Source organism: Nonomuraea insulae (assembly GCF_042656245.1).
This window is the reverse complement of the sequence record NZ_JBHSPA010000009.1, coordinates 49,346-66,988: the sequence shown is the minus strand read 5'-3', so window position 1 is coordinate 66,988 and position 17,643 is coordinate 49,346. Positions and strand designations below refer to the sequence as shown.

18 protein-coding genes are annotated in these 17,643 nt (G+C 71.4%); 13 read left to right on the top strand and 5 right to left on the bottom strand.

The window, feature by feature from the left end:
• The first annotated feature begins 41 nt into the window (after window positions 1-41).
• Window positions 42-896, top strand: coding sequence for a protein phosphatase 2C domain-containing protein (locus ACFPZ3_RS06405; RefSeq protein WP_379513010.1), 855 nt, complete (start codon window positions 42-44; stop codon window positions 894-896).
• Window positions 897-900: 4 nt separating this feature from the next.
• On the opposite strand, the gene ACFPZ3_RS06400 is transcribed toward ACFPZ3_RS06405, so the two are convergent.
• The 4 genes from ACFPZ3_RS06400 to ACFPZ3_RS06385 all read right to left on the bottom strand — a co-directional run bounded on the left by ACFPZ3_RS06400 (window position 901) and on the right by ACFPZ3_RS06385 (window position 5,656).
• Window positions 901-3,171, bottom strand: coding sequence for a hypothetical protein (locus ACFPZ3_RS06400; RefSeq protein WP_379513009.1), 2,271 nt, complete (start codon window positions 3,169-3,171; stop codon window positions 901-903).
• Between the two features lie 112 nt (window positions 3,172-3,283).
• Window positions 3,284-4,513, bottom strand: coding sequence for an MFS transporter (locus tag ACFPZ3_RS06395; RefSeq protein ID WP_379513008.1), 1,230 nt, complete (start codon window positions 4,511-4,513; stop codon window positions 3,284-3,286).
• Between the two features lie 103 nt (window positions 4,514-4,616).
• Window positions 4,617-5,249, bottom strand: a complete 633-nt coding sequence (locus tag ACFPZ3_RS06390; protein ID WP_379513007.1) for an NAD(P)-dependent oxidoreductase — start codon at window positions 5,247-5,249, stop codon at window positions 4,617-4,619.
• Window positions 5,246-5,656, bottom strand: coding sequence for a DUF6640 family protein (locus tag ACFPZ3_RS06385; protein ID WP_379513006.1), 411 nt, complete (start codon window positions 5,654-5,656; stop codon window positions 5,246-5,248). Before ACFPZ3_RS06385 ends, ACFPZ3_RS06390 begins: the two co-directional genes overlap by 4 nt.
• Before the next feature lie 143 nt (window positions 5,657-5,799).
• On the opposite strand from ACFPZ3_RS06385, the gene ACFPZ3_RS06380 reads away from it, so the two are divergent.
• Entirely contained in the window at window positions 5,800-6,465 is a 666-nt protein-coding gene (locus ACFPZ3_RS06380) for a TetR/AcrR family transcriptional regulator (protein ID WP_379513005.1), read from the top strand.
• Window positions 6,466-6,522: 57 nt separating this feature from the next.
• Here ACFPZ3_RS06380 and ACFPZ3_RS06375 read toward each other — a convergent pair whose 3' ends face one another.
• Entirely contained in the window at window positions 6,523-7,056 is a 534-nt protein-coding gene (locus ACFPZ3_RS06375; RefSeq protein ID WP_379513004.1) for a YbhB/YbcL family Raf kinase inhibitor-like protein, read from the bottom strand.
• Window positions 7,057-7,187: 131 nt separating this feature from the next.
• Between ACFPZ3_RS06375 and ACFPZ3_RS06370 the strand changes: the two genes are divergently transcribed.
• The 11 genes from ACFPZ3_RS06370 (at window position 7,188) to ACFPZ3_RS06320 (ending at window position 17,637) form a co-directional block, all read left to right on the top strand.
• On the top strand, window positions 7,188-7,874 hold the full coding sequence (locus ACFPZ3_RS06370) for a GntR family transcriptional regulator (RefSeq protein WP_379513003.1): 687 nt from the start codon (window positions 7,188-7,190) through the stop codon (window positions 7,872-7,874).
• Window positions 7,875-8,037: 163 nt separating this feature from the next.
• A complete protein-coding gene (locus ACFPZ3_RS06365) occupies window positions 8,038-8,850 on the top strand; it encodes an inositol monophosphatase family protein (RefSeq protein ID WP_379513002.1) in 813 nt (270 codons plus the stop codon).
• A gap of 51 nt (window positions 8,851-8,901) precedes the next feature.
• Window positions 8,902-9,435, top strand: coding sequence for a PadR family transcriptional regulator (locus ACFPZ3_RS06360; protein WP_379513001.1), 534 nt, complete (start codon window positions 8,902-8,904; stop codon window positions 9,433-9,435).
• Window positions 9,432-10,172, top strand: coding sequence for an ABC transporter ATP-binding protein (locus ACFPZ3_RS06355; protein ID WP_379513000.1), 741 nt, complete (start codon window positions 9,432-9,434; stop codon window positions 10,170-10,172). The genes ACFPZ3_RS06360 and ACFPZ3_RS06355 overlap by 4 nt, the downstream gene beginning before the upstream one ends.
• A gap of 5 nt (window positions 10,173-10,177) precedes the next feature.
• Window positions 10,178-11,968, top strand: coding sequence for an FtsX-like permease family protein (locus tag ACFPZ3_RS06350; RefSeq protein ID WP_379512999.1), 1,791 nt, complete (start codon window positions 10,178-10,180; stop codon window positions 11,966-11,968).
• A gap of 39 nt (window positions 11,969-12,007) precedes the next feature.
• Window positions 12,008-13,120, top strand: coding sequence for a hypothetical protein (locus ACFPZ3_RS06345; protein ID WP_379512998.1), 1,113 nt, complete (start codon window positions 12,008-12,010; stop codon window positions 13,118-13,120).
• 98 nt (window positions 13,121-13,218) lie between these two features.
• Window positions 13,219-14,493: a serine hydrolase domain-containing protein gene (locus tag ACFPZ3_RS06340; protein WP_379512997.1), complete on the top strand. Its 1,275-nt coding sequence runs from the start codon at window positions 13,219-13,221 to the stop codon at window positions 14,491-14,493.
• Between the two features lie 184 nt (window positions 14,494-14,677).
• The gene (locus ACFPZ3_RS06335) at window positions 14,678-15,256 is read left to right on the top strand and encodes a hypothetical protein (protein ID WP_379512996.1); all 579 of its coding nucleotides are present in this window, start codon (window positions 14,678-14,680) and stop codon (window positions 15,254-15,256) included.
• 54 nt (window positions 15,257-15,310) lie between these two features.
• Window positions 15,311-16,171 (top strand): aminoglycoside phosphotransferase family protein, encoded by an 861-nt coding sequence (locus tag ACFPZ3_RS06330; protein WP_379512995.1) that lies wholly within the window; start codon window positions 15,311-15,313, stop codon window positions 16,169-16,171.
• 51 nt (window positions 16,172-16,222) lie between these two features.
• Window positions 16,223-17,143 carry an aminoglycoside phosphotransferase/kinase family protein gene (locus ACFPZ3_RS06325; RefSeq protein WP_379512994.1) on the top strand — a complete coding sequence of 307 codons (921 nt, stop codon included), beginning with the start codon at window positions 16,223-16,225 and terminating at the stop codon, window positions 17,141-17,143.
• 281 nt (window positions 17,144-17,424) lie between these two features.
• Window positions 17,425-17,637 carry a serine hydrolase gene (locus ACFPZ3_RS06320; RefSeq protein WP_379512993.1) on the top strand — a complete coding sequence of 71 codons (213 nt, stop codon included), beginning with the start codon at window positions 17,425-17,427 and terminating at the stop codon, window positions 17,635-17,637.
• Window positions 17,638-17,643: the final 6 nt, after the last annotated feature.

Genomic DNA, 17,643 nt, shown 5'->3' with positions numbered 1-17,643 from the left:
TGGAGAACTGAAGCGACTCCGTTCCCCACGAAGGAGAGCGCTTGTTCCTCCACAGCAGGCCCAGCGGCGCCGGCAAGCCGAACGAGGACTATGTGGCCGCCGCTGTCGGCACCCTGACGCAGGCCGTCCTGCTCGACGGCGCCGGCGGGCCGTCCGAACTGCCGACCGGCTGCCGCCACGGCACCCCTTGGTACGTCGCCCAGCTGGGCGACGCGGCCATGGGTCACATGCGCAACCCCGTCATCGGGCTGGACATCGCTCTGCTCCGGTCCATCTCCTGGGTCGCCCGGTCGCATCGCGACCACACCTGCGATCTCGACCACCCCGGCACACCGTCCAGCACGGCCGTCATGGTCCGGCTTCAAGCTGACCAGGTCGAGTATCTGGTGCTCGGCGATTCGGCGCTGGTCGCCGACGTCAAGGGCGAGGTCGTCACGGTGACGGACCGGCGCGTCGAGGCGGTGGGCGACGACCTCTGGCAACGGATGGCCGCCCTCGCCACCGGCACACCCGAACATCAGGCGGCACGCATCGCGTTCGTGGAGCACCAGCGGCGGATGCGTAACCACCCTCTCGGCTACCCCATCGCATCGGTTGACGAGGAAGCCGCGCGAGAGGCGCTGACCGGCAGCTTCCCCCTTGGAGAGGTGCGCTGCTTGGCGCTGTTGAGCGACGGCGCCGCCCGGTTCGTCGAGTTCGGGCTCGGCACCTTCGCTGACCTGCTGGACATTCTCGGATCAGAGACGCCATGGCGGCTGTTCGATGAGGTTCGAGCGGCGGAGACCAGCGATCCTGACGGTAAGCGCTGGCCCCGGGCCAAACGCCACGACGACATCTCCGTGGTGTATCTGCCCAGCGGCGAGATCGCCTGGTGTGCGACACGCCCCGCGCTGTAGCGGGTCAGGGCAGATTGAGCGGCGTGGTCACGACCAGGTCCCAGCCGTCCGAGCCGGCGTCGTCCATCCAGGCGATCATGGGCCGGCCCTGGCCGTCCAGCGCCATGGCCAGGCCGTCACTACCGCCGCGCCGGATCGTCGTGACCGGAGTGCGCGTGCAACGCGTTCCCGCGCAGGCGGCGATGACGATCCGTTCGCGGTCGAGGTCCTGGTAGGCCACCAGTGCCCGGCCGTCCCGGTCCAGCACCATCGTCGGCGCCGTGTTGCGACCGGGCTCGGACAGAGTGGCGGTGCCGGCCTTCGGGCACTCGCGGGTCTGGCAGTCCAGCAGCTTGATCGCGCCGTCGCTCACGTCCTGATAGGCGATCAGGGGCCGGCCGTCGGCCCTGAGCACCATGGCGGCGCGATCTCGCCGGTCGCCGCCGAGATGGTCGGGCGAACCCTCCAGGACGGGCCGCCCCACGCGTGCCCGAGCGCAGGCGGGGTCGTCGCAGGAGACGACGGAGATCGAACCGGAGTCGCGGTCGAAGTGCAGCACAATGGGGCGGTCGTCGGGACCCACGCCCGCGACGATGCCGCGCGTGTCGATCACGGATTTGTCGGCGGGAAGCTTGGCGACCTCCCTCGTGCGTGGACGGGTGCAGGCCGGATCACCGCAGGTGGTGATCGAGAGCCCTTCCCTGTCGTAGTCACGCTCACTCAGGGGGAGTTCGTGGAGCTGGGCGACCAGCAGACCGCCGCCGGGCCGTGCCGCCAGGGCGACCGTCCTGTCCTGGCTGGACCGCGTCACCTCCGTGATCGGCCTGCCGCCGGGGCCCGGTACGCACCCCGTCGCGTCGCATATCAGCAGTCCGAGCCGGGCACGCCATTTCTCCAGGTCCAGGACCCACCCGTCTTCGTCGGTGCCCTCCTGGCCCCACGTCGACACGACCAGACGGCCGTCCGCGAGCCGGGCGCCGGCCGCCGTGTACCCGCCGACGGCGCCGACCGGCTCCGCCCAGGTGAACCGGGTCCGCGTGCAGCTGCTGTCCACGCAGGTCAGCAGCTTCGCCTCGGAGGAGTCGTCCATGAGCATGACCATGCGCCCGCCCGGCCCCTTGTACAGGGCTCGCAGGTCCGATGTGTCGAGGTCCGGCGCAGGACGCCCATTCTCCTCCGACACCTCGGAGTCCTGGTCACGTGGCCAGTTCGCCGTGACGGTCGTCTGGGAGACCTTCAGCCAGCCGAGCGGGTTGATCAGCACCGCGCCGCCGTACAGCAGGCCGGGCAGGAGCAGCGCCGCGAGCACCGGCACGCGCCCGGCCGGGCTTGGCGTGCTCGCCGGCAGACCGTCGACGATCTCCTTGAACTCGGCGATCGTCCCCTTGACGACCAGGCGGCGCAGGAACAGGCGGGCGATCACGGCCGCCTGGAACGGAACGACGGCCAGCGCCGCCACGTAGCCGGCCACGGCCGGCACGATGGGCAGCCCGGACACCGCCCAGTTCACCACCCGCACCGCCAGAGCGGGGAGGAGCACGACGCCGAAGGCCAGCGTGAGCGGCGTTGCCCAGGAGGCGCCGGCCGTCAGCCGGTAGGCGCGGGCGAGGGCGCTCCTCGCAGACTGGCCCTCCAGGACCACGGGCGCCACGGCCAGCAGGCACGGCATCGCGGACAGAGCCAGGACCGCCATCACGATGTAAGCCGTGACCTGCGCCCCGGTCCACATGAGAATGCCGAGCCCAGCCGCCAGGGCCGCCGCGAACGCCACCGCGCCGACCAGGATCAGCACCGCCATCGCGGGCCAGCGCCGGGCCGCGGCCCGCATCGCGCCGGAGGGAGAGACGCCCTTGCCGACCAGCCGCCCGGTGACGAGCACCACCGTCGCGGACAGCGCCACCGCGTGCCCGGCCACCGAGACGACCAGCACCGCCGCCGACCACGCCAGCAAGGACGCATCAGGCACGCCGATCAGCTCGAAGTCGCCGTTGACCACCGCCACCGACCCGTCCGCGAGCCAGACCAGCGCCGACGCCGCGAGCAGGGCGATCGGCAGGAATACCGCCATGGCGGGCACCGCGAGCCGGACCAGGTACCGCGCCGCGATGGCATAGGCCCGCCAGAGCACGCCGTCCCGCCGCATCGCGTCGCGGGCGCGCGTGTGGTGATCGTCCGTGACGCCCTCCCCGCGACCCGGAGATCCAGGGTGTAGGAGCAGGAGCAGCATCCGCACCCAGAGGCAGGCCCGCGCCTGCCTGGCCCGCAGCTTGGCGAACAGTTGATCGGGCCAGAACACGGAGGCCTCCATCAGGACAGGGGGTGGCCATGAGCCTAGATTCCGCGCCGCCCGTGAATGCGGCCGAAGACCCCTTCGGCATCGGATCGAACCCGCGGCTTCCAGGGGTGGGTCACGCGCCGGCGTTCTGCGGGGAGCGGCGGCGGGCGGAGGTTCCGGCCTCGCGGACGAACGACAACGCGGCGGCGCCAGCGAGGGGGCCCACGGCCAGGGTGGCGAAGGCGGCGGGGAAGGAGCCGGTCGCCTGGTAGACCGCCCCGACCACGACCGGCACGGTGACGCTGCCCAACTGGGCCACCGCGTTCATCGCGCCCGCCGCCGAGCCCGCCAGCGCCAACCCCGACAGCCCGGGCACCATGGCGACCAGCAGCGGCGCGTACAGGTAGGCCCCCAGACCCGCGAACGCGGCCATCACCAGGAACGCCGTCTCCGACCTCATGCCGCCGAACACCAGCAGGCAGCCCGCGAAGACCACCAGCACCGCGACCGCCGGCCGTTTGCGGCCCCGCCCGGCCAGGTCCGTGGCCAGGCCGATGACCGGCTTGCCGACCGCGCCCGCCGCCGCGAACACCACGACCACCGTCCCCGCCGACACCGCGTCGATCCCGTGCCCCGTCACCATGAGGGTGTTGGACCAGGTGACGAATCCGTACGTGCCCCACAGCCCGCCGAATCCGGCCAGGCCGAGCAGCAGCAGGTTGCGGTCGCGTACGAGGCCGCGCAGCGGCGGCGGGCGCACCGACGGGCCTCGCCGCTCGCGCAGCAGCGCCAGGCACAGCAGGGCGAGCCCCATCGACACGACCCCGAACAGGTGGTACGAAGCCCGCCAGTCGTAGCTCTGGATCAGCCGGGGCACGACCGCGTTGGCGATCATCGTGCCGAGGGAGGAGGCCATCGTGAACAAGCCCATCGCCAGCCCTCGTTCCCGCTCGGCGAACCAGGAGGCGACGAGCTTGACCCCGGCCGCGAAATCGGCCCCCGCGCACAGCCCGATCAGCGCCTGCACCGCGATCCCCGCCCCGGCAGACGGCACGAACCCGAACACCACCATGAACCCGCCGGCCGTGAACAGCGACCCCGACAACACGACCCGGCTTCCGAGCCGGTCGCCGAGCAGCCCGCCGCCGATGTTGGAGAGCACGTACCCGACGTAGTACGCGGTCGCGAACGCCCCCAGCCCCGCCAGCGACACCCCCAGCGCCGCACCGGCCTGCAGCGACGCGGGACCCCAGGTGGAGCGGTCGACGGAGGTCATGGTGAGCGAGGCCCAGCAGAGCAGCAGCACGACCCACCGGCGCCGGGACCTCTCCCCGACAGAAGGTGACTCTATGTATTCACTCACGCGCGGTACGTTACAGGCAGTGAGCATCGGGCTGCGCCGATGTACTCCTTCTGGCCTGGGCCCGATGGTCCCGCCGGGGCGGCGCCCGGCATGGGGCCGGCGATCAGAGGCGGGAGATCTCGATCGTGGCCTGCCAGGTCGCCCGGTCGTCGAGATGGTTGAGCATGTAATGCGCGAGATCGGCTCGCGACAGTGAACGAGTGCGGGGCAGGTGCTGATCGGCGACCGCCTGGTACTTCCCCGTGAGTGGCGCGTTGGTGAGCCTCGGCGGCCGGATGATGGTCCAGTCCAGGCCGCTGGCGGTGACGATGTGCTCCATTCTTCTCATGTCGGCGTACATGTGGCGGTACAGCGGCCGGACCACCCGGCCGATCAGCAGGCGCCGGCCCGGCGGCGCGGCTGGGGACAGGTCGAGGCTGGCCGAGGTGATGCAGCTCAGCCGGCGAACCCCCGCTTCCACCATGGCCTCGACGATGCCGGTCATGCCTTGCGAGTAGATGGTCGTGGGGCGCCGGTCGGCGCTGCCCAGGCAGGACAGCACCGCGTCGTGCTCCGCGAGCGCCTGCCGCCAGACGCCGGGTTCCAGCACGTCGCCTCGCAGGACCGTCAGGTGGGCATGGCGGGGGATCGATTCGGGGGAGCGGGCGAGGACGGTGACCCGATGGCCGGAGCCGAGGGCCTGCGCGAGCAGCTGGGCGCCTGTGCCGCCGCTCGCGCCGAAGATGAACAGCCTCATGAGCTCCCCCGTCGCCGGCGCGCCGAGGCGAGGAACGTGGCGATGGCGAGGATCACGAGGGTGACCACGGCCATGAACATCTGACCGTGCAGGCCGAGGACGAACTGTGTCTCGTCCCTGAATTCCGGATCGTAGGTGGCGGTGCCGGGGAACAGCAACGCGGGGAACATGCTCGCCCACGGCACGGCCAGGACGCCCGAGGCCCACAACAGGCGGGAGTGCGTATCGCCGCGACGGCGGGCCAGCAGGACCAGGGCGAACAGTCCGAGGGCGAGCGAGGTGACGATGTACTGCGCGTCGTGGAACTTGGCATGGGGAGGCCAGGCCGGGTTGTACATGTGCTCGTGAGCGGTGTCGTGGAGGACCAGGTCGAACAGGAGGGCCCCGAACGCGGTCTCGATCGCCATCAGGGCGATGAGAACTCGGGGGAGGGACCAGTGTCGTGTCATGTGCGCCTCTCAAGGTTGAGTCACTACATGACTATAGTCACTACATCGATAGAAGCGCACCAAACGTGTAGTGACCAGCTTCAAGCCCGTACGCTTGTCCCATGAGCGAGATGACGAATCGGCGGGACCGCAAGAAGCAGCAGACGCGGCAGGCCATCGGTGATGCGGCGATGCGGCTCTTCCTGGAGCATGGATTCGACTCGGTCACGATCGCCGACGTCGCTCATGAGGCTGACGTGGCTGTTCAGACGGTCTTCAACCACTTTCCTACGAAGGAAGACCTCTTCTTCCAGGAGCGCGACGGTTACGTGGCCTTCCCCAGCGCGGCCGTCAGGAGCCGCCTCGAAGGCGAATCGATCGCGCAGGCCCTGGCCGGCGGCTATCTGCGGCTGCTCGGCGACTACCACGGTGCTGGGCTGCTGGTGCAGAGCGTCGAGTACCAGCGAACCCTGGACGCCAGCCCCGCGTTGCGCGGCAGGGAACTGCAGCTGCGCCAGGAGCGCGAGGATCTGCTCGCCGCCACGTTGGCCGAAGGCGCGCCGCCGCTGAGCGAGGGGCTGCGCCCTCAGCTCATGGCGGGGTTCGCCTCGGCCGTTGACCGGGTGCTCGACGCGGAGGTGCAGCGCCGGCTCCTCGCCGGTGAGGCGGCGGGGGAGGTCCAGGTCTCGTTGAAGCCGATGGTCCTCGAACTGTTCGGCGCCGCCGAAGCCGCCTGCCGGGGATCGGCTGAGGTCAGCGCGGGCGACCGTACGTCCCGGCCGGTGTGATGGGCGAGGCGAGGCGGCGGGCGCCCGCCGCCACAGCGCGGCGCGGGGCTGGAGCCGTCAGGCGGGTATCTCGGCGGTGGCGATGAGGACCGCGCGGCCGAGGATGTGCCCGGCCATGGTGAAGCCGAGGAAGGCCGGGGTGGTTTCGGCGGGGACGCCGATGGACTCGACGTCGAGGGCGTGCACCACGACGAAGTAGCGGTGCACGCCGTGCCCGGCGGGCGGGGCGGCGCCGATGAAGCGGGCGACGCGGGCGTCGTTGGGCACCTGGAAGGCGCCTTCTGGCAGGCCCGAGCCGGTGTCGTCGCCCGCGCCCTCGGGCAGTTCGGTGACGGTGGCGGGGATGTCGGCCACGGCCCAGTGCCAGAAGCCGGAGCCGGTCGGGGCGTCCGGGTCGTACACCGTCACGGCGTAGCTCCTGGTGCCCTCCGGGGCGCCGCTCCAGGACAGGTGCGGGGAGACGTCCTTGCCGCCGGGAACGCCGCTGGAGAACTGCTCGGCGGACCAGGCCTCGCCGTCGGCCACGGTGGCGCTGGTGACGGTGAAGGTGGCCGCCTCGGGAAGGCGGGCGAAGGGGTCGTTGGTGCTCATCGCGTCATTCCTTGTCTGCGAAGCCGTCGCTGTTGCTCGGCGGTGGAGCCGGTCATGTGACCCGACCGTCTGACTTCATCGACCATAACACTAATAATCGATTATTTGCCAAATCGTCTATGATGGTGTCCATGACAGCCTCCACCTCGCCGGGGAAACAGATGCTCTCCGAGCAGGTCTACGCACGCCTGCGCGATGCGATCATGCGTGGGGACTACGCCCCCGGTGCGGCACTGAAGCCACAGGACCTGGCCAGGGAGCACGGCGTGAGCCTGGCCGTCGTGCGCGAGGCGCTGGTGCGGGTGGTCGGCGACGGCCTCGCCGACCGGCTGCACAATCGTGGCTTCGCCGTTCCCGCCTTCTCCGATCGGCGCTGGCAGGAGATCTTCGAGGCCCGGCGTACGATCGAGCCGGTCATCCTGCGCATGTCCGTCGAACGCGGCGACGTCGACTGGGAGGCCCGCGTACGAGCCGCCCACCACCGCCTGGCCCGCACCCCGGCGTTCACGCCGGAAGACGACAAGTACTACAGCGAGGCCTGGTCCGAGGCCCATCGGATCTTCCACCGGACTCTGCTGGAGGGCTGCGGCAACCCCGTTCTCCTGGAGACCTTCGACCGGTTGTGGACGGCCAGCGAACTGACCCGCCGCTGGTCGGCGCATCGCACTCCCGGCCGGGACGGCGCCGACGAACACCGCCGACTGGAGGAGGCGGCGCTGGCCCGCGACCCCGACGCCGCGGCGGCGGCACTGGTCCAGCACCTCACCCTGACCGCGACCGGCCTGACCGGCTCCGCTCACCCCCGAACCGGGACATGACGCCACACCTCCTGGATGGACGCTTTGGCCTGCCCATCGCCGTCTGAAGCACGAACGCGCGCATGAACCTGGCGAAGGGCGGGCTCCTCCGGCGGGTCCAGGCCCGGTCCCGGCGCGCAAGCCCTTCACCGTGGTGCGTGGACGCTGTGGCTATTCTGCGCACATGCTGATCGACAAGGCGGAAGCCGACACGGAACTAGCCGTCAAAGCGGCGCAGGCAGGAGCAGGAGTCGTACGCGACATGTACGGCTCGGCTCTGGACCGGGTGGAGAAGGCGGCCGGAGACTTCGCCACCACGGCCGACCTGCGGGCGGAGAAGACGATCCTGGAGATCCTCCGCGCCGCCCGGCCCGGCGACGCCGTGACCGGCGAGGAAAGCGGCCGCCTCGGCGCCGATGACGCGCGGCGGCGGTGGCTGGTCGACCCGCTGTGCGGCACGTTGAACTACGCCGCGGGGAATCTGCTGGTCGCGGTGAACGTCGCCCTGAGCACGGGCGCCGGCATCACCGCGGCGGCCTCGGCCGACCCGTTCACCGGCGAGGTGTTCTGGACCGACGGCGACCACGCCTGCGCCCGCCTCGACGGGGTGGACACGCCGCTGGCGCCCTCGTCGCGAACGCGCCTGGTGGACGTCAACCTCGACCCGCCCTTCCCCAACGCCCCGGCCTTCCGTGCGGTGAACCTCCTCGCCCACCCGGCCTTCACTGAGCGGTTCCGGCCGCGAGTCGTCTCCACCACACTGGCGCTGGCCTGGGTCGCGGCCGGCCGCCGGGCCGCCTACGTCACCGACGGGCACCTGGCGGACAGCGTGCACTTCGCCGCCGGGATCGCCCTGTGCCAGGCGGCCGGATGCGTGGTCACCGGAATCCACGGCGAGCCGGTGCATACGGGAGCGGGCGGCCTGATCGCCGCCGTCGACACCCAGACCCACACGGCGCTGCTGAACATGATCCGCGGCCGGACCACCCGCGTTTGACACCTCCCTTGGCTAACCGCTATCTATTGGCTAACCGTTAGGGGGTGTGGAGTGCAGGACGCAGTGCTGGCGATGCTCGCCAAAGAACCGGCGCACGGCTACCACTTGCACGCTCGGCTGCGGCAGAGCCTCGGCCCGCTGGGCGAGTCGATGAACCGCGGTCAGATCTACGTGACCCTGGCCCGGCTGGAAAAGGCGGGGCTCGTGGCCTGCGAGTGGGCGGACGGCCTTCCTGAGCGGCCGGAGCGCAAGGTCTATGCGCTGACCCCGGCCGGGCAGGAACGGGTGGCCGCCTGGCTGGCCGAGGTGGGCTGGCCGAAGCCGGATCTGGCGGAGTTCCATCTCAAGCTCGTCGCGGCGGCGGCGGCCCGGCTCGCCGACCCGGTGGAACTGGTGGCGGCGCAGCGCCGTGAGTTGCTGCGCCGCCTGCGTGAGGCGCAGCACGCGGCCATGGCCGAGCCGGCGGGTTCGGCCGCCGTCGTGCTGCTGGAGGGGGTCGTGCTGCGGCTGCAGGCGGACCTGCGCTGGCTGGAAGCCTGCGAGCGGGCCTGGTCCAAGGTCGATGACGAAGCTGAGGACGCATGAACGTGTCGAGTGCCGTGGTTCTGGTCCGCGGCCTGGTGAAGGAGCACGGCCTGGGGCAGAGCCGGGTCCGCGCGGTGGACGAGGTCGACCTGGAGGTGCCCGAGGGGCAGACGCTGGCGGTGATGGGGCCGAGCGGCTGCGGCAAGTCGACCCTGCTGCACCTGCTGGGTGGGCTGGAGCGCCCGTCCGGCGGGGAGGTGTGGCTGGCCGGGCAGCGCATCGACGGTTGGAGCGAGCGGGCCCTGGCGCGGCTGCGGCGCCGGTCGCTTGGGTTCGTCTTCCAGGCCTTCCATCTGATGGAGGAGTTGTCGGCGGCGGAGAACGTGGAACTGCCCGCGCTGCTGGCCGGCCGCTCGCGGCGCCAGGCCAGGCGGCGCGCGAGCTTCCTGCTGGAACGGGTCGGGCTCTCCGGCCGCGCCCGGCACCTGCCTTCGGAACTGTCCGGCGGGCAACGGCAGCGGGTCGCCATCGCCCGCGCGCTGGCCAACGATCCGCTGGTGGTCCTGGCCGACGAGCCGACCGGCAACCTCGACAGCGCGGCGACGCTCGACGTACTGAGGATCTTCGAGGAGCTGCGTGCGGCCGGGCAGACCCTCGTGGTCGTCACGCATGACGAGCGGGTCGCGGCCTCCGCGGACCGGCTGGTCTCGATGCGCGACGGGATGTTCGTCGACGACACCCGGCTGGCCGGCACCGGCACCGGGCGGCTCGGCGATCTCATCGGGCTGGAGGGCTGAACGTCATGGGCCGCATCGTGCTCGTCGTGCGCCTCGTGCTGGCCGACATCCGCCGGCACCAGGCCCAGGCCTTAATGCTCCTGCTCGCGGTGACCGTGGCCACCGCCACGATGGCTCTCGGCCTGTCCCTGCGCGACGTGAGCGACGCGCTGTACGAGCAGACCCGCGCGGCCACCGCCGGGCCGGACGTGGTGGCGCTCTCCGGCGACACGGGTCCCGCCGTGACCTCGGCCCTGGCCTCGCTGGCGAAGGATCCCGAGGTGATCGCCCACCATGGCCCCTATCGCATCGTCTACGCCGACCTCGCGACGCGCGATTCCACGTCGTCCCCAGTGGTGGTGCACGGCTTCGCCGAGAAACCCGGCGCGATCGACCGGCCGCTGGTGACCTCGGGGCAGTGGGTCCGCTCCGGCGGCACCGTCCTCGAACGCGGCTTCGCCACCGCGCTCGGCGTCGGCATCGGCGACCACGTCACCATCGCCGGCCGGTCGTACCCCGTCGTCGGGATCGCCGTCACCGCGGCCACCTCCATCTACCCCTGGGCGGCGCAGATCGGCCCGGGCGGCGGCCCCAGCGACTACAGCGGCCTGGCCTGGATGACCCGATCGGATGCCCGGGCACTGGCGTCGTCGCACGATCTCCCGGTGACCTTGGCCCTGGACCTCAAGCTGCGCGACGCCGCCGCCACCGAGGCCTTCCGCCACGCCCACCGCGACTCCACCGCCGGGATCAACTTCCACTCCTGGCAGTTCAAAGCCGAACAGGACAAGGTCATCCTCAAGGACAGCCAGCCGATCCTGGTCGTCGGTAGCTGGCTGCTCAGCCTCCTGGCCATCACCGGAGTGACCGCGCTGGCCGCGGGACGCGCCGCCGCGCAGACGCGCCGGGCCGGGCTGCTCAAGGCCGTCGGCGCCGCCCCGGGTCTGATCGCCGCCGTCCTGCTCACCGAGTACCTGGCGCTGGCGCTGGCCGGCGACGCGCTGGGGCTGGTGATCGCCCGCCTGACCGTGCCCGCCATCGCCAGCCCCACCGCCAGCCGGATCGGCGACGTCGCCGGGCCGACCGGCGCCACCGTCGTGGCGGCGACCGCACTCGCCGTGGCGGTGGCGGTGCTGTCCACGCTGCGTCCCACGCTGCGGGCCCTGCGCACCGCGACTGTCACGGCGCTGTCCGCCACCGCGTACCAGCCCCGTCACCGCCCCTGGCTCAGCGCGCTGTCCGCGCTGCTGCCCACGCCGTTCCTGCTCGGGCTGCGGCTGACGGCCCGCAGGCCGGGCCGCGGCGTGCTGCAGGCGTTCTCCTGCGCCACGACAGTGGTCGCGATCGTCGCCCTGCTGGCCCTCTACGCTCAGCCGGAGAGGGGCTACGGCCTGGACGGCTCCTCCGCCCTGCCCAACCTGCGGGGCGAGCACGACCGCCGGCTGATGCTCGCGGTCGCCATCCTGGTGATCGCACTCGCCGTCGTGAACACCATCACCTTCACCTGGACCACGGCGATCGAGGCCAGGGCGAACATGGCCATCGCGCGCACACTCGGCGCCACCCCCGGCCAGGTGACAGCCGGACTGTCCATGGCCCAGCTCCTGCCCAGCCTGTTCGGCGCCATCGCCGGCGTTCCCCTGGGCATCGTCCTGTTCCTGGGCTTCAGCGCCAGAAACGCGATCATGCCGCCCATGGGGTCGGTCTTCGCGGTCGCACTCGCGACTCTCCTGGCGACGGCGGCACTGACGGCCCTGCCCGCACGCTGGGCGGCCCGCCGGCCGGTGGCACCGACCCTCAGCGCCGAAACGGCCTGACCGGTCCTCGCCTGCGATCTCATGGAAAGGAAACACGAAGTGGCATTCGCCGCCGCCGGCGTCCGGCGATTCATGGTGGGTACGGGGGAGCCCCGCGGATGGGTGTCCCCCAGGACCGACCTGGTGATGGCGCTGCTCGGAGTCTGGTTCGGGGCCGGACTCATGATCGACGCCTGGGCGCACGGCAACCTGGCGGAGCTGGAGACGTTCTTCACGCCGTGGCACGCGGTGTTCTACTCCGGCTTCGCCGTGGTCTCCGGCTGGATCATCTGGCAGGTGTGGCGCAACGTACGCGCCGGACGGCAGGGGCCGGCGGCAGTCCCCACCGGTTATCTCGCCGGGCTGGTGGCGATTCCCGCGTTCGCCGCCTTCGGACTGGCCGACATGATGTGGCACACCGTCCTCGGCATCGAGACGACCATCAACATCTTCTTCAGCCCGTCACACCTCGGCCTCATCGTGACGATGATGCTCATCATCACGACACCGCTGCGCTCGGCGTGGAACGCCCCCGGCGTCGGAGCCCGGCCGTCGCTCGGCCGCCTGCTGCCCGCGCTGATCGGGCTCGCGTTCGCCACCACGCTGGTGTCGCTGTTCCTGTCGTACGGTGACGCCGTGCAGTACCGGCCCGAGGGCATCGTCCGGGCGTTCTCCATGCTGGGGAACGCGGGCGGCAGCGGCCCGCGGGGCGCCGGTCCCGTGGCGGTGGGCCCGGGCGCCCAGCAGGTGGCCGTCGCGATGGCCGTCACCAACGTCGTCATGCTCAGCCCTGTGCTGTTCCTGGTGCGCCGCTGGCTGTTGCCGTTCGGCTCGGTGACCCTCATGTACACGATCATGGTGCTCATGCCAGGAGCCCTGACGGGGTTCCGTAACGTGCCGATGCTGTTGTCGTTCGTGGCCGCCGGGTTGGTGAGCGACCTGCTGATCCGCCGGCTGCGGCCGTCGGGGGAGCGGCGCGCCGCCTACTGGGCCTTCGCCGGGCTGTCGGCCTTCGCCACCTGGTCGCTGTACCTCGGGGTCGCCTCGGCCGCAGGGGGCGGCCTGCCCGCCGTGCCCGAGTTGTGGACCGGCGCGCCGATCGTCGCCGGGTTGATCGGGCTGGCGCTCGGGGCCTTGCTTCTGCCCAACGCGGTAGCCACCGAGCGGGCATGATCCGGCCGCCGCGGATCGGCGTCATCAGAATAGGCGTCAAAGGCGCAATACCGGTGAAACCGCCCCATCGGGGCCGGTGATCCACTAAATATCTGGTCATGACGATGAACGAGCCGCACCGGTCCGTATCGAACGGCCTGAACAGGCGGCGCTTCCTGGCGGCGGGCGCCGCCACCGTGCCCGCGTTCGCGCTGGGAACCTCGCGGCCGGCGTCAGCCGCGACGGTCCAGGCCGCGGGAGTGGCGCCGGCCGCGCTGGCCGGCTTCGACAACGTGCTGAAGACCTACATCGTGGAGCGCGGGATCTCCTGCGCGCAGCTCGCTATCACCAAGAACGGCAAGCTCGTGCTGGCCAGGGCCTACCGCTACAGTGACGACCCCGCCGTGCCGACGTTCACGCCCACCTCCTTGTTCCGCATCGCGAGCCTCAGCAAGCACATCACCGCCGCGGCGATCATGAGGCTGGCGCAGGACGGCAAGCTGAGCCTGGGAGCGTCCGTCGCCACGCTGCTCGGACTGCCGACCACGGCCGACGCCCGCCTGGCGAACGTGAACGTGTGGCGGCTCCTGCAGCACACGGGCGGGTGGGACCGCGACATCTCGGGCGACTACCTGAACATGGACCACACCATCTCCAAGTCGCTCGGCCTCTCCCTGCCGATCACGCGCGACCACATCATCCAGTACGCCTGCGGCCGCCCCCTCGACTTCGCCCCCGGCAGCAGGTACGCCTACAGCAACTACGGCTACATGCTCCTCGGCCTGATCATCGAAAAGGCGTCGGGCATGGCCTACGAGTCGTACGTCAAGCAGAAGATCCTGGCGCCCGCCGGCATCAGCCGCCTGCGGCTCGGCCGTACCCTCAAGGCGCAGGCCGCGCCCGGCGAGGTCGTCTACGAGTCGGCGCAGACGAGCAAGATCGTCACGGACACGTCCGGCACGATGGTGCCGTCGCCGTACGGTGGCTTCAGCATGGAGAACCGCGGCCCCGGCGGCGGCTGGCTGGCCTCGGCGGTGGACCTGGTGCGCTTCGCGCGCGTCTTCGACGCCCCCGGCACGGTGCTGAACGCGACCTCCATCGGCAGGATGGTGGCCAAGCCGGAGATCGGCGTGACGGAGAACGGCTCGTGGTACGGGGCCGGTCTGTGGGTCCGCCAGGTGACCGGGCACCTCAACACCTGGCACAGCGGCGGGTTGCCGGGCACCTACACCTACACCGCCCGGCTCCAGAACGGCTTCACCTACGCCGCCCTGTTCAACCGGAACGAGGAGAGCGGGTCGCCGGACTTCGACGTGCTCAGCCCGCGCATGAACGCCGAGATCGGCAAGGTGACCACCTGGCCGACGACGGACCTGTTCCCGCGCTATCCCTGATCCGGTTCCTGTACGCCCCGGCGGGCGGACGCCCAGCTGCTTCGTTCAGGGCGACCCGGCCCGCGCCAGATCGGTAGGGTCGCGGTATGCCCGATCTGATCACACGCACCGCACGTCCGCATCCCGCCTGGGCCGAGTGGGGTTCGGTGGGATCGCGTTGAGAGAGGTCGGAGGAACGCTGCTCATGATCGGGATGTTGGTGACGGTGGCGGCGTGCGGCGGGCAGGACCCGACGATCGCGCGGGCGAGCCCCGTCCCGTCGGCGTCCGAACCGAGCGCCACCCCGGCGAAACCCGCGAAGGGCTACTCGTACGAACTGCGCAAGAGCGACATTCGCTGGAACGGCACCGGAGACCCGTACAACGACACGGTCGAGCTGGACGACGGGCGGCGGGTGGCCATGCACTATCGGCGCGGCAAGGGGCTCTACGAGCAGCACTCCGACCCCCAGGGCAACGGGTGGACGCGGCCGAGCCTGATCTACGGCACGAAGACCGAGGCGTGCCAGGGCGTCCACCTGCGGGCCTTCGGCGCGACCGTCACGGCCGTGGCGGACTTCGGCATCTACTGCTCCGACGGCGAGCCGCCGACGGAGTCGATCGCCGCCGTGGCCGTGGGGAACCTGCGCACCTGGAAACACCACCTGACGAGAAGCTTCGACGGCTGGGAGCGGGTCTCGGCGGGCGACGGCGGCAAGGAGATCACCTTCCGGCGTGGGTCCTCCACGCTGCGGTGGAGCAGGTCCGGCGGGTTCTCGACGTGAGACCGCATATCCGTGCCTGATTCGGCCAAGGTCATCCCGCACTATCGTTGCCGCATGGACACCCCGGCGGCGGAAGCCGACATCGACGACGACCTTGTCGACCGTCTGATCCGCACGCAGCACCCGGACCTGGCGGGCCCGCTGACCCTCGTCGCCAACGGGTGGGACAACGTCATCTACCGCCTGGGGACGGACCTGTCCGTACGGCTGCCGCGCCGCCAGGTCGCCGTCGACCTCATCGTCAACGAGCAACGCTGGCTGCCGGTACTGGCCGAGTACGTCGAGGTCGCGCTGCCCGTACCCGTCAGGGCCGGCGTGCCCGGCGAGGGCTACCCGTGGCCGTGGACGATCGCGCCCTGGTTCGACGGCCGCACGGTCGCCGACGTGCCGCCGTCCGGCCGCTCCGGCATCGCCGTCCCGCTGGCCCGCTTCATGACGGGCCTGCACAGGCCCGCACCGCCCGACGCGCCGCGGAACCCTGTCCGCGGCGTTCCGCTCGCCGACCGCGACGAAGTGGTGCGGCAACGCCTGGAGTCCATTCCCCGATCAGCCGCGCTCGGTCCCCTCTGGGAGAAACTGGTCGCCCTCCCGACCTGGCAAGGCCCCCCGCTCTGGCTCCACGGCGACCCGCATCCGGGAAACCTCCTGCTGAACAGCGCGGGGCTGGCGGCCGTCCTGGACTTCGGCGACCTCACCAGCGGTGACCCCGCCACCGACCTGGCCGCCGCGTGGCTGGTGTTCGACGAGAACGCGCGCGAGGTCTTCCGATCACACGTGGACGCCGACGAGGTGACCTGGGAGCGCGCGCGAGGCTGGGCCCTTGCCGTGGGCACCGCTCTGGCCGTGCACTCGGCCGACAACCCCAGCATGGCGGCCATCGGAGATCACGTCCTCGACCAGGTGCTTCTCACGTAGAGGCGCGGCCAGGCGCAGGTCGCTTCCCGCGCACATGGCAGAGTTCTCACTGTGCCGTTGAACGATCTGCCGGACTGGTTGCCGGCCTGGTGCCTCGACCATCTGGGTGGCGAACCCGCCGGCGTGCTGTTCCAGCTGCGGCAGATGTCGATGGTGTTCGGTCTCCGGTTGGCCGGTGGCACGGACGTCGTGGTCAAGGCGCGCGACGATGACGGCCGGGCCATGTCGTGCGTCGCGGCGCAGGCCCGGTTGGCCGAGCGCGGATTTCCGTGCGCCCGGCCGCTCACGCGGGCGGTCGCGAGCGGTTCGCTCGCCGTGCACGCCGATGCCATGCGGCCCGGCGGCGAGGTGTTGCACGGGGACTCGCCCGACGTGGCCGTGCGCTACGCGGAGGTGTTCGCCCGGCTGATGGCCGGACTGGCCGACGTGACCGTCGCGCCGCCGCTGCCGAATCCGCGCTGGGCGCGTTGGGACCACACGGATCGCGGGCTGTGGCCGGCGATCGAGTTCCTCGACGAGCGGGACCAGAGCCTCGTGCCCGCGTACGTCGTCGACACGGCCGGACGGGTCCGCAGGCGGATGCTGGCCGCCGGCCTGCCGTGCGTGCTGGGCCACGCCGACTTCGAGGCACAGAACCTCCGCTGGCACGGCCAGGAGGTGTGGGCGGTGCACGACTGGGACAGCCTGGCCTGGCAACCGGAGGCGGCGCTGGCGGGAGCGGCGAGTGGGGCGTTCGCCAGCGCCGGCCCGCCCACGCTGGCACCGATCGAGAGCTCCGAGGTGTTCCTGATGGCCTATCAGGACTTTCGAGGGCGCCTGTTCACGGCCGCCGAGCAGGAGATCGCGTGGGCGGCCAGCATGTGGGCGGCAGCGCACAACGCCCGATGGGAAGCCCTGCACGGCGACGACCCGGTGTCCGGCGACGCGCTCCGGGCGCAGGCTGCCGAACGTCTCCGCCGAGCGAATGCCTAGCACCGGCCTGCCAACGGCCTACCGGTGCGCACGGCCTGCCAGCGGCCCACCGGTGCGCAACTCCACGCCGCAGGAGGCCGGTCAGGGCCGGCCGAGGTGGTCGTGCAGGCGGCGGGCCGCGCGGATGAGCCCGCTCGATCCCCTGCGGGCGGCGATCCCGGCGGCCTCGGGGATCGAGCCGCGTGCCTCGGCCCAGCCCGCGAGGCGGACGGCGAGTATCGTCTCCGACAGAAGCCGGGTGTGGACGCCTCCGGCACCGCGGAGCGTGGGACCGGCAGCCGATGATCGGGCCCGAGGGCCGGTTCCGGATCGCCGGCATGAGCAAGCCGATCATGGCCGCCACCGTCCTGAGCCTGGCCGGCCGGAAGATCGACCTGGACGCCCCCGTGGAGCGTTACCTGCCCGGCGTGCTGCGCGGCACCGGCATCGCCGACACGCCCGTGAAGCGTCAGCACCTGATCGACGCCTTCGACGCCGCCATGTGCGCCCGCTGAGCCCTG

What these genes read in the sequence shown, in the direction of transcription:
- ACFPZ3_RS06390 (WP_379513007.1), bottom strand. Translation starts at nt 5,249, where the DNA reads ATGAGGCTGTTCATCTTCGGCGCGAGCGGCGGCACAGGCGCCCAGCTG.
- ACFPZ3_RS06385 (WP_379513006.1), bottom strand. Translation starts at nt 5,656, where the DNA reads ATGGCGATCGAGACCGCGTTCGGGGCCCTCCTGTTCGACCTGGTCCTC.
- ACFPZ3_RS06380 (WP_379513005.1), top strand. Translation starts at nt 5,800, where the DNA reads ATGAGCGAGATGACGAATCGGCGGGACCGCAAGAAGCAGCAGACGCGG.
- ACFPZ3_RS06375 (WP_379513004.1), bottom strand. Translation starts at nt 7,056, where the DNA reads ATGAGCACCAACGACCCCTTCGCCCGCCTTCCCGAGGCGGCCACCTTC.
- ACFPZ3_RS06370 (WP_379513003.1), top strand. Translation starts at nt 7,188, where the DNA reads ATGACAGCCTCCACCTCGCCGGGGAAACAGATGCTCTCCGAGCAGGTC.
- ACFPZ3_RS06365 (WP_379513002.1), top strand. Translation starts at nt 8,038, where the DNA reads ATGCTGATCGACAAGGCGGAAGCCGACACGGAACTAGCCGTCAAAGCG.
- ACFPZ3_RS06355 (WP_379513000.1), top strand. Translation starts at nt 9,432, where the DNA reads ATGAACGTGTCGAGTGCCGTGGTTCTGGTCCGCGGCCTGGTGAAGGAG.
- ACFPZ3_RS06350 (WP_379512999.1), top strand. Translation starts at nt 10,178, where the DNA reads ATGGGCCGCATCGTGCTCGTCGTGCGCCTCGTGCTGGCCGACATCCGC.
- ACFPZ3_RS06340 (WP_379512997.1), top strand. Translation starts at nt 13,219, where the DNA reads ATGACGATGAACGAGCCGCACCGGTCCGTATCGAACGGCCTGAACAGG.
- ACFPZ3_RS06335 (WP_379512996.1), top strand. Translation starts at nt 14,678, where the DNA reads ATGATCGGGATGTTGGTGACGGTGGCGGCGTGCGGCGGGCAGGACCCG.
- ACFPZ3_RS06330 (WP_379512995.1), top strand. Translation starts at nt 15,311, where the DNA reads ATGGACACCCCGGCGGCGGAAGCCGACATCGACGACGACCTTGTCGAC.
- ACFPZ3_RS06320 (WP_379512993.1), top strand. Translation starts at nt 17,425, where the DNA reads ATGATCGGGCCCGAGGGCCGGTTCCGGATCGCCGGCATGAGCAAGCCG.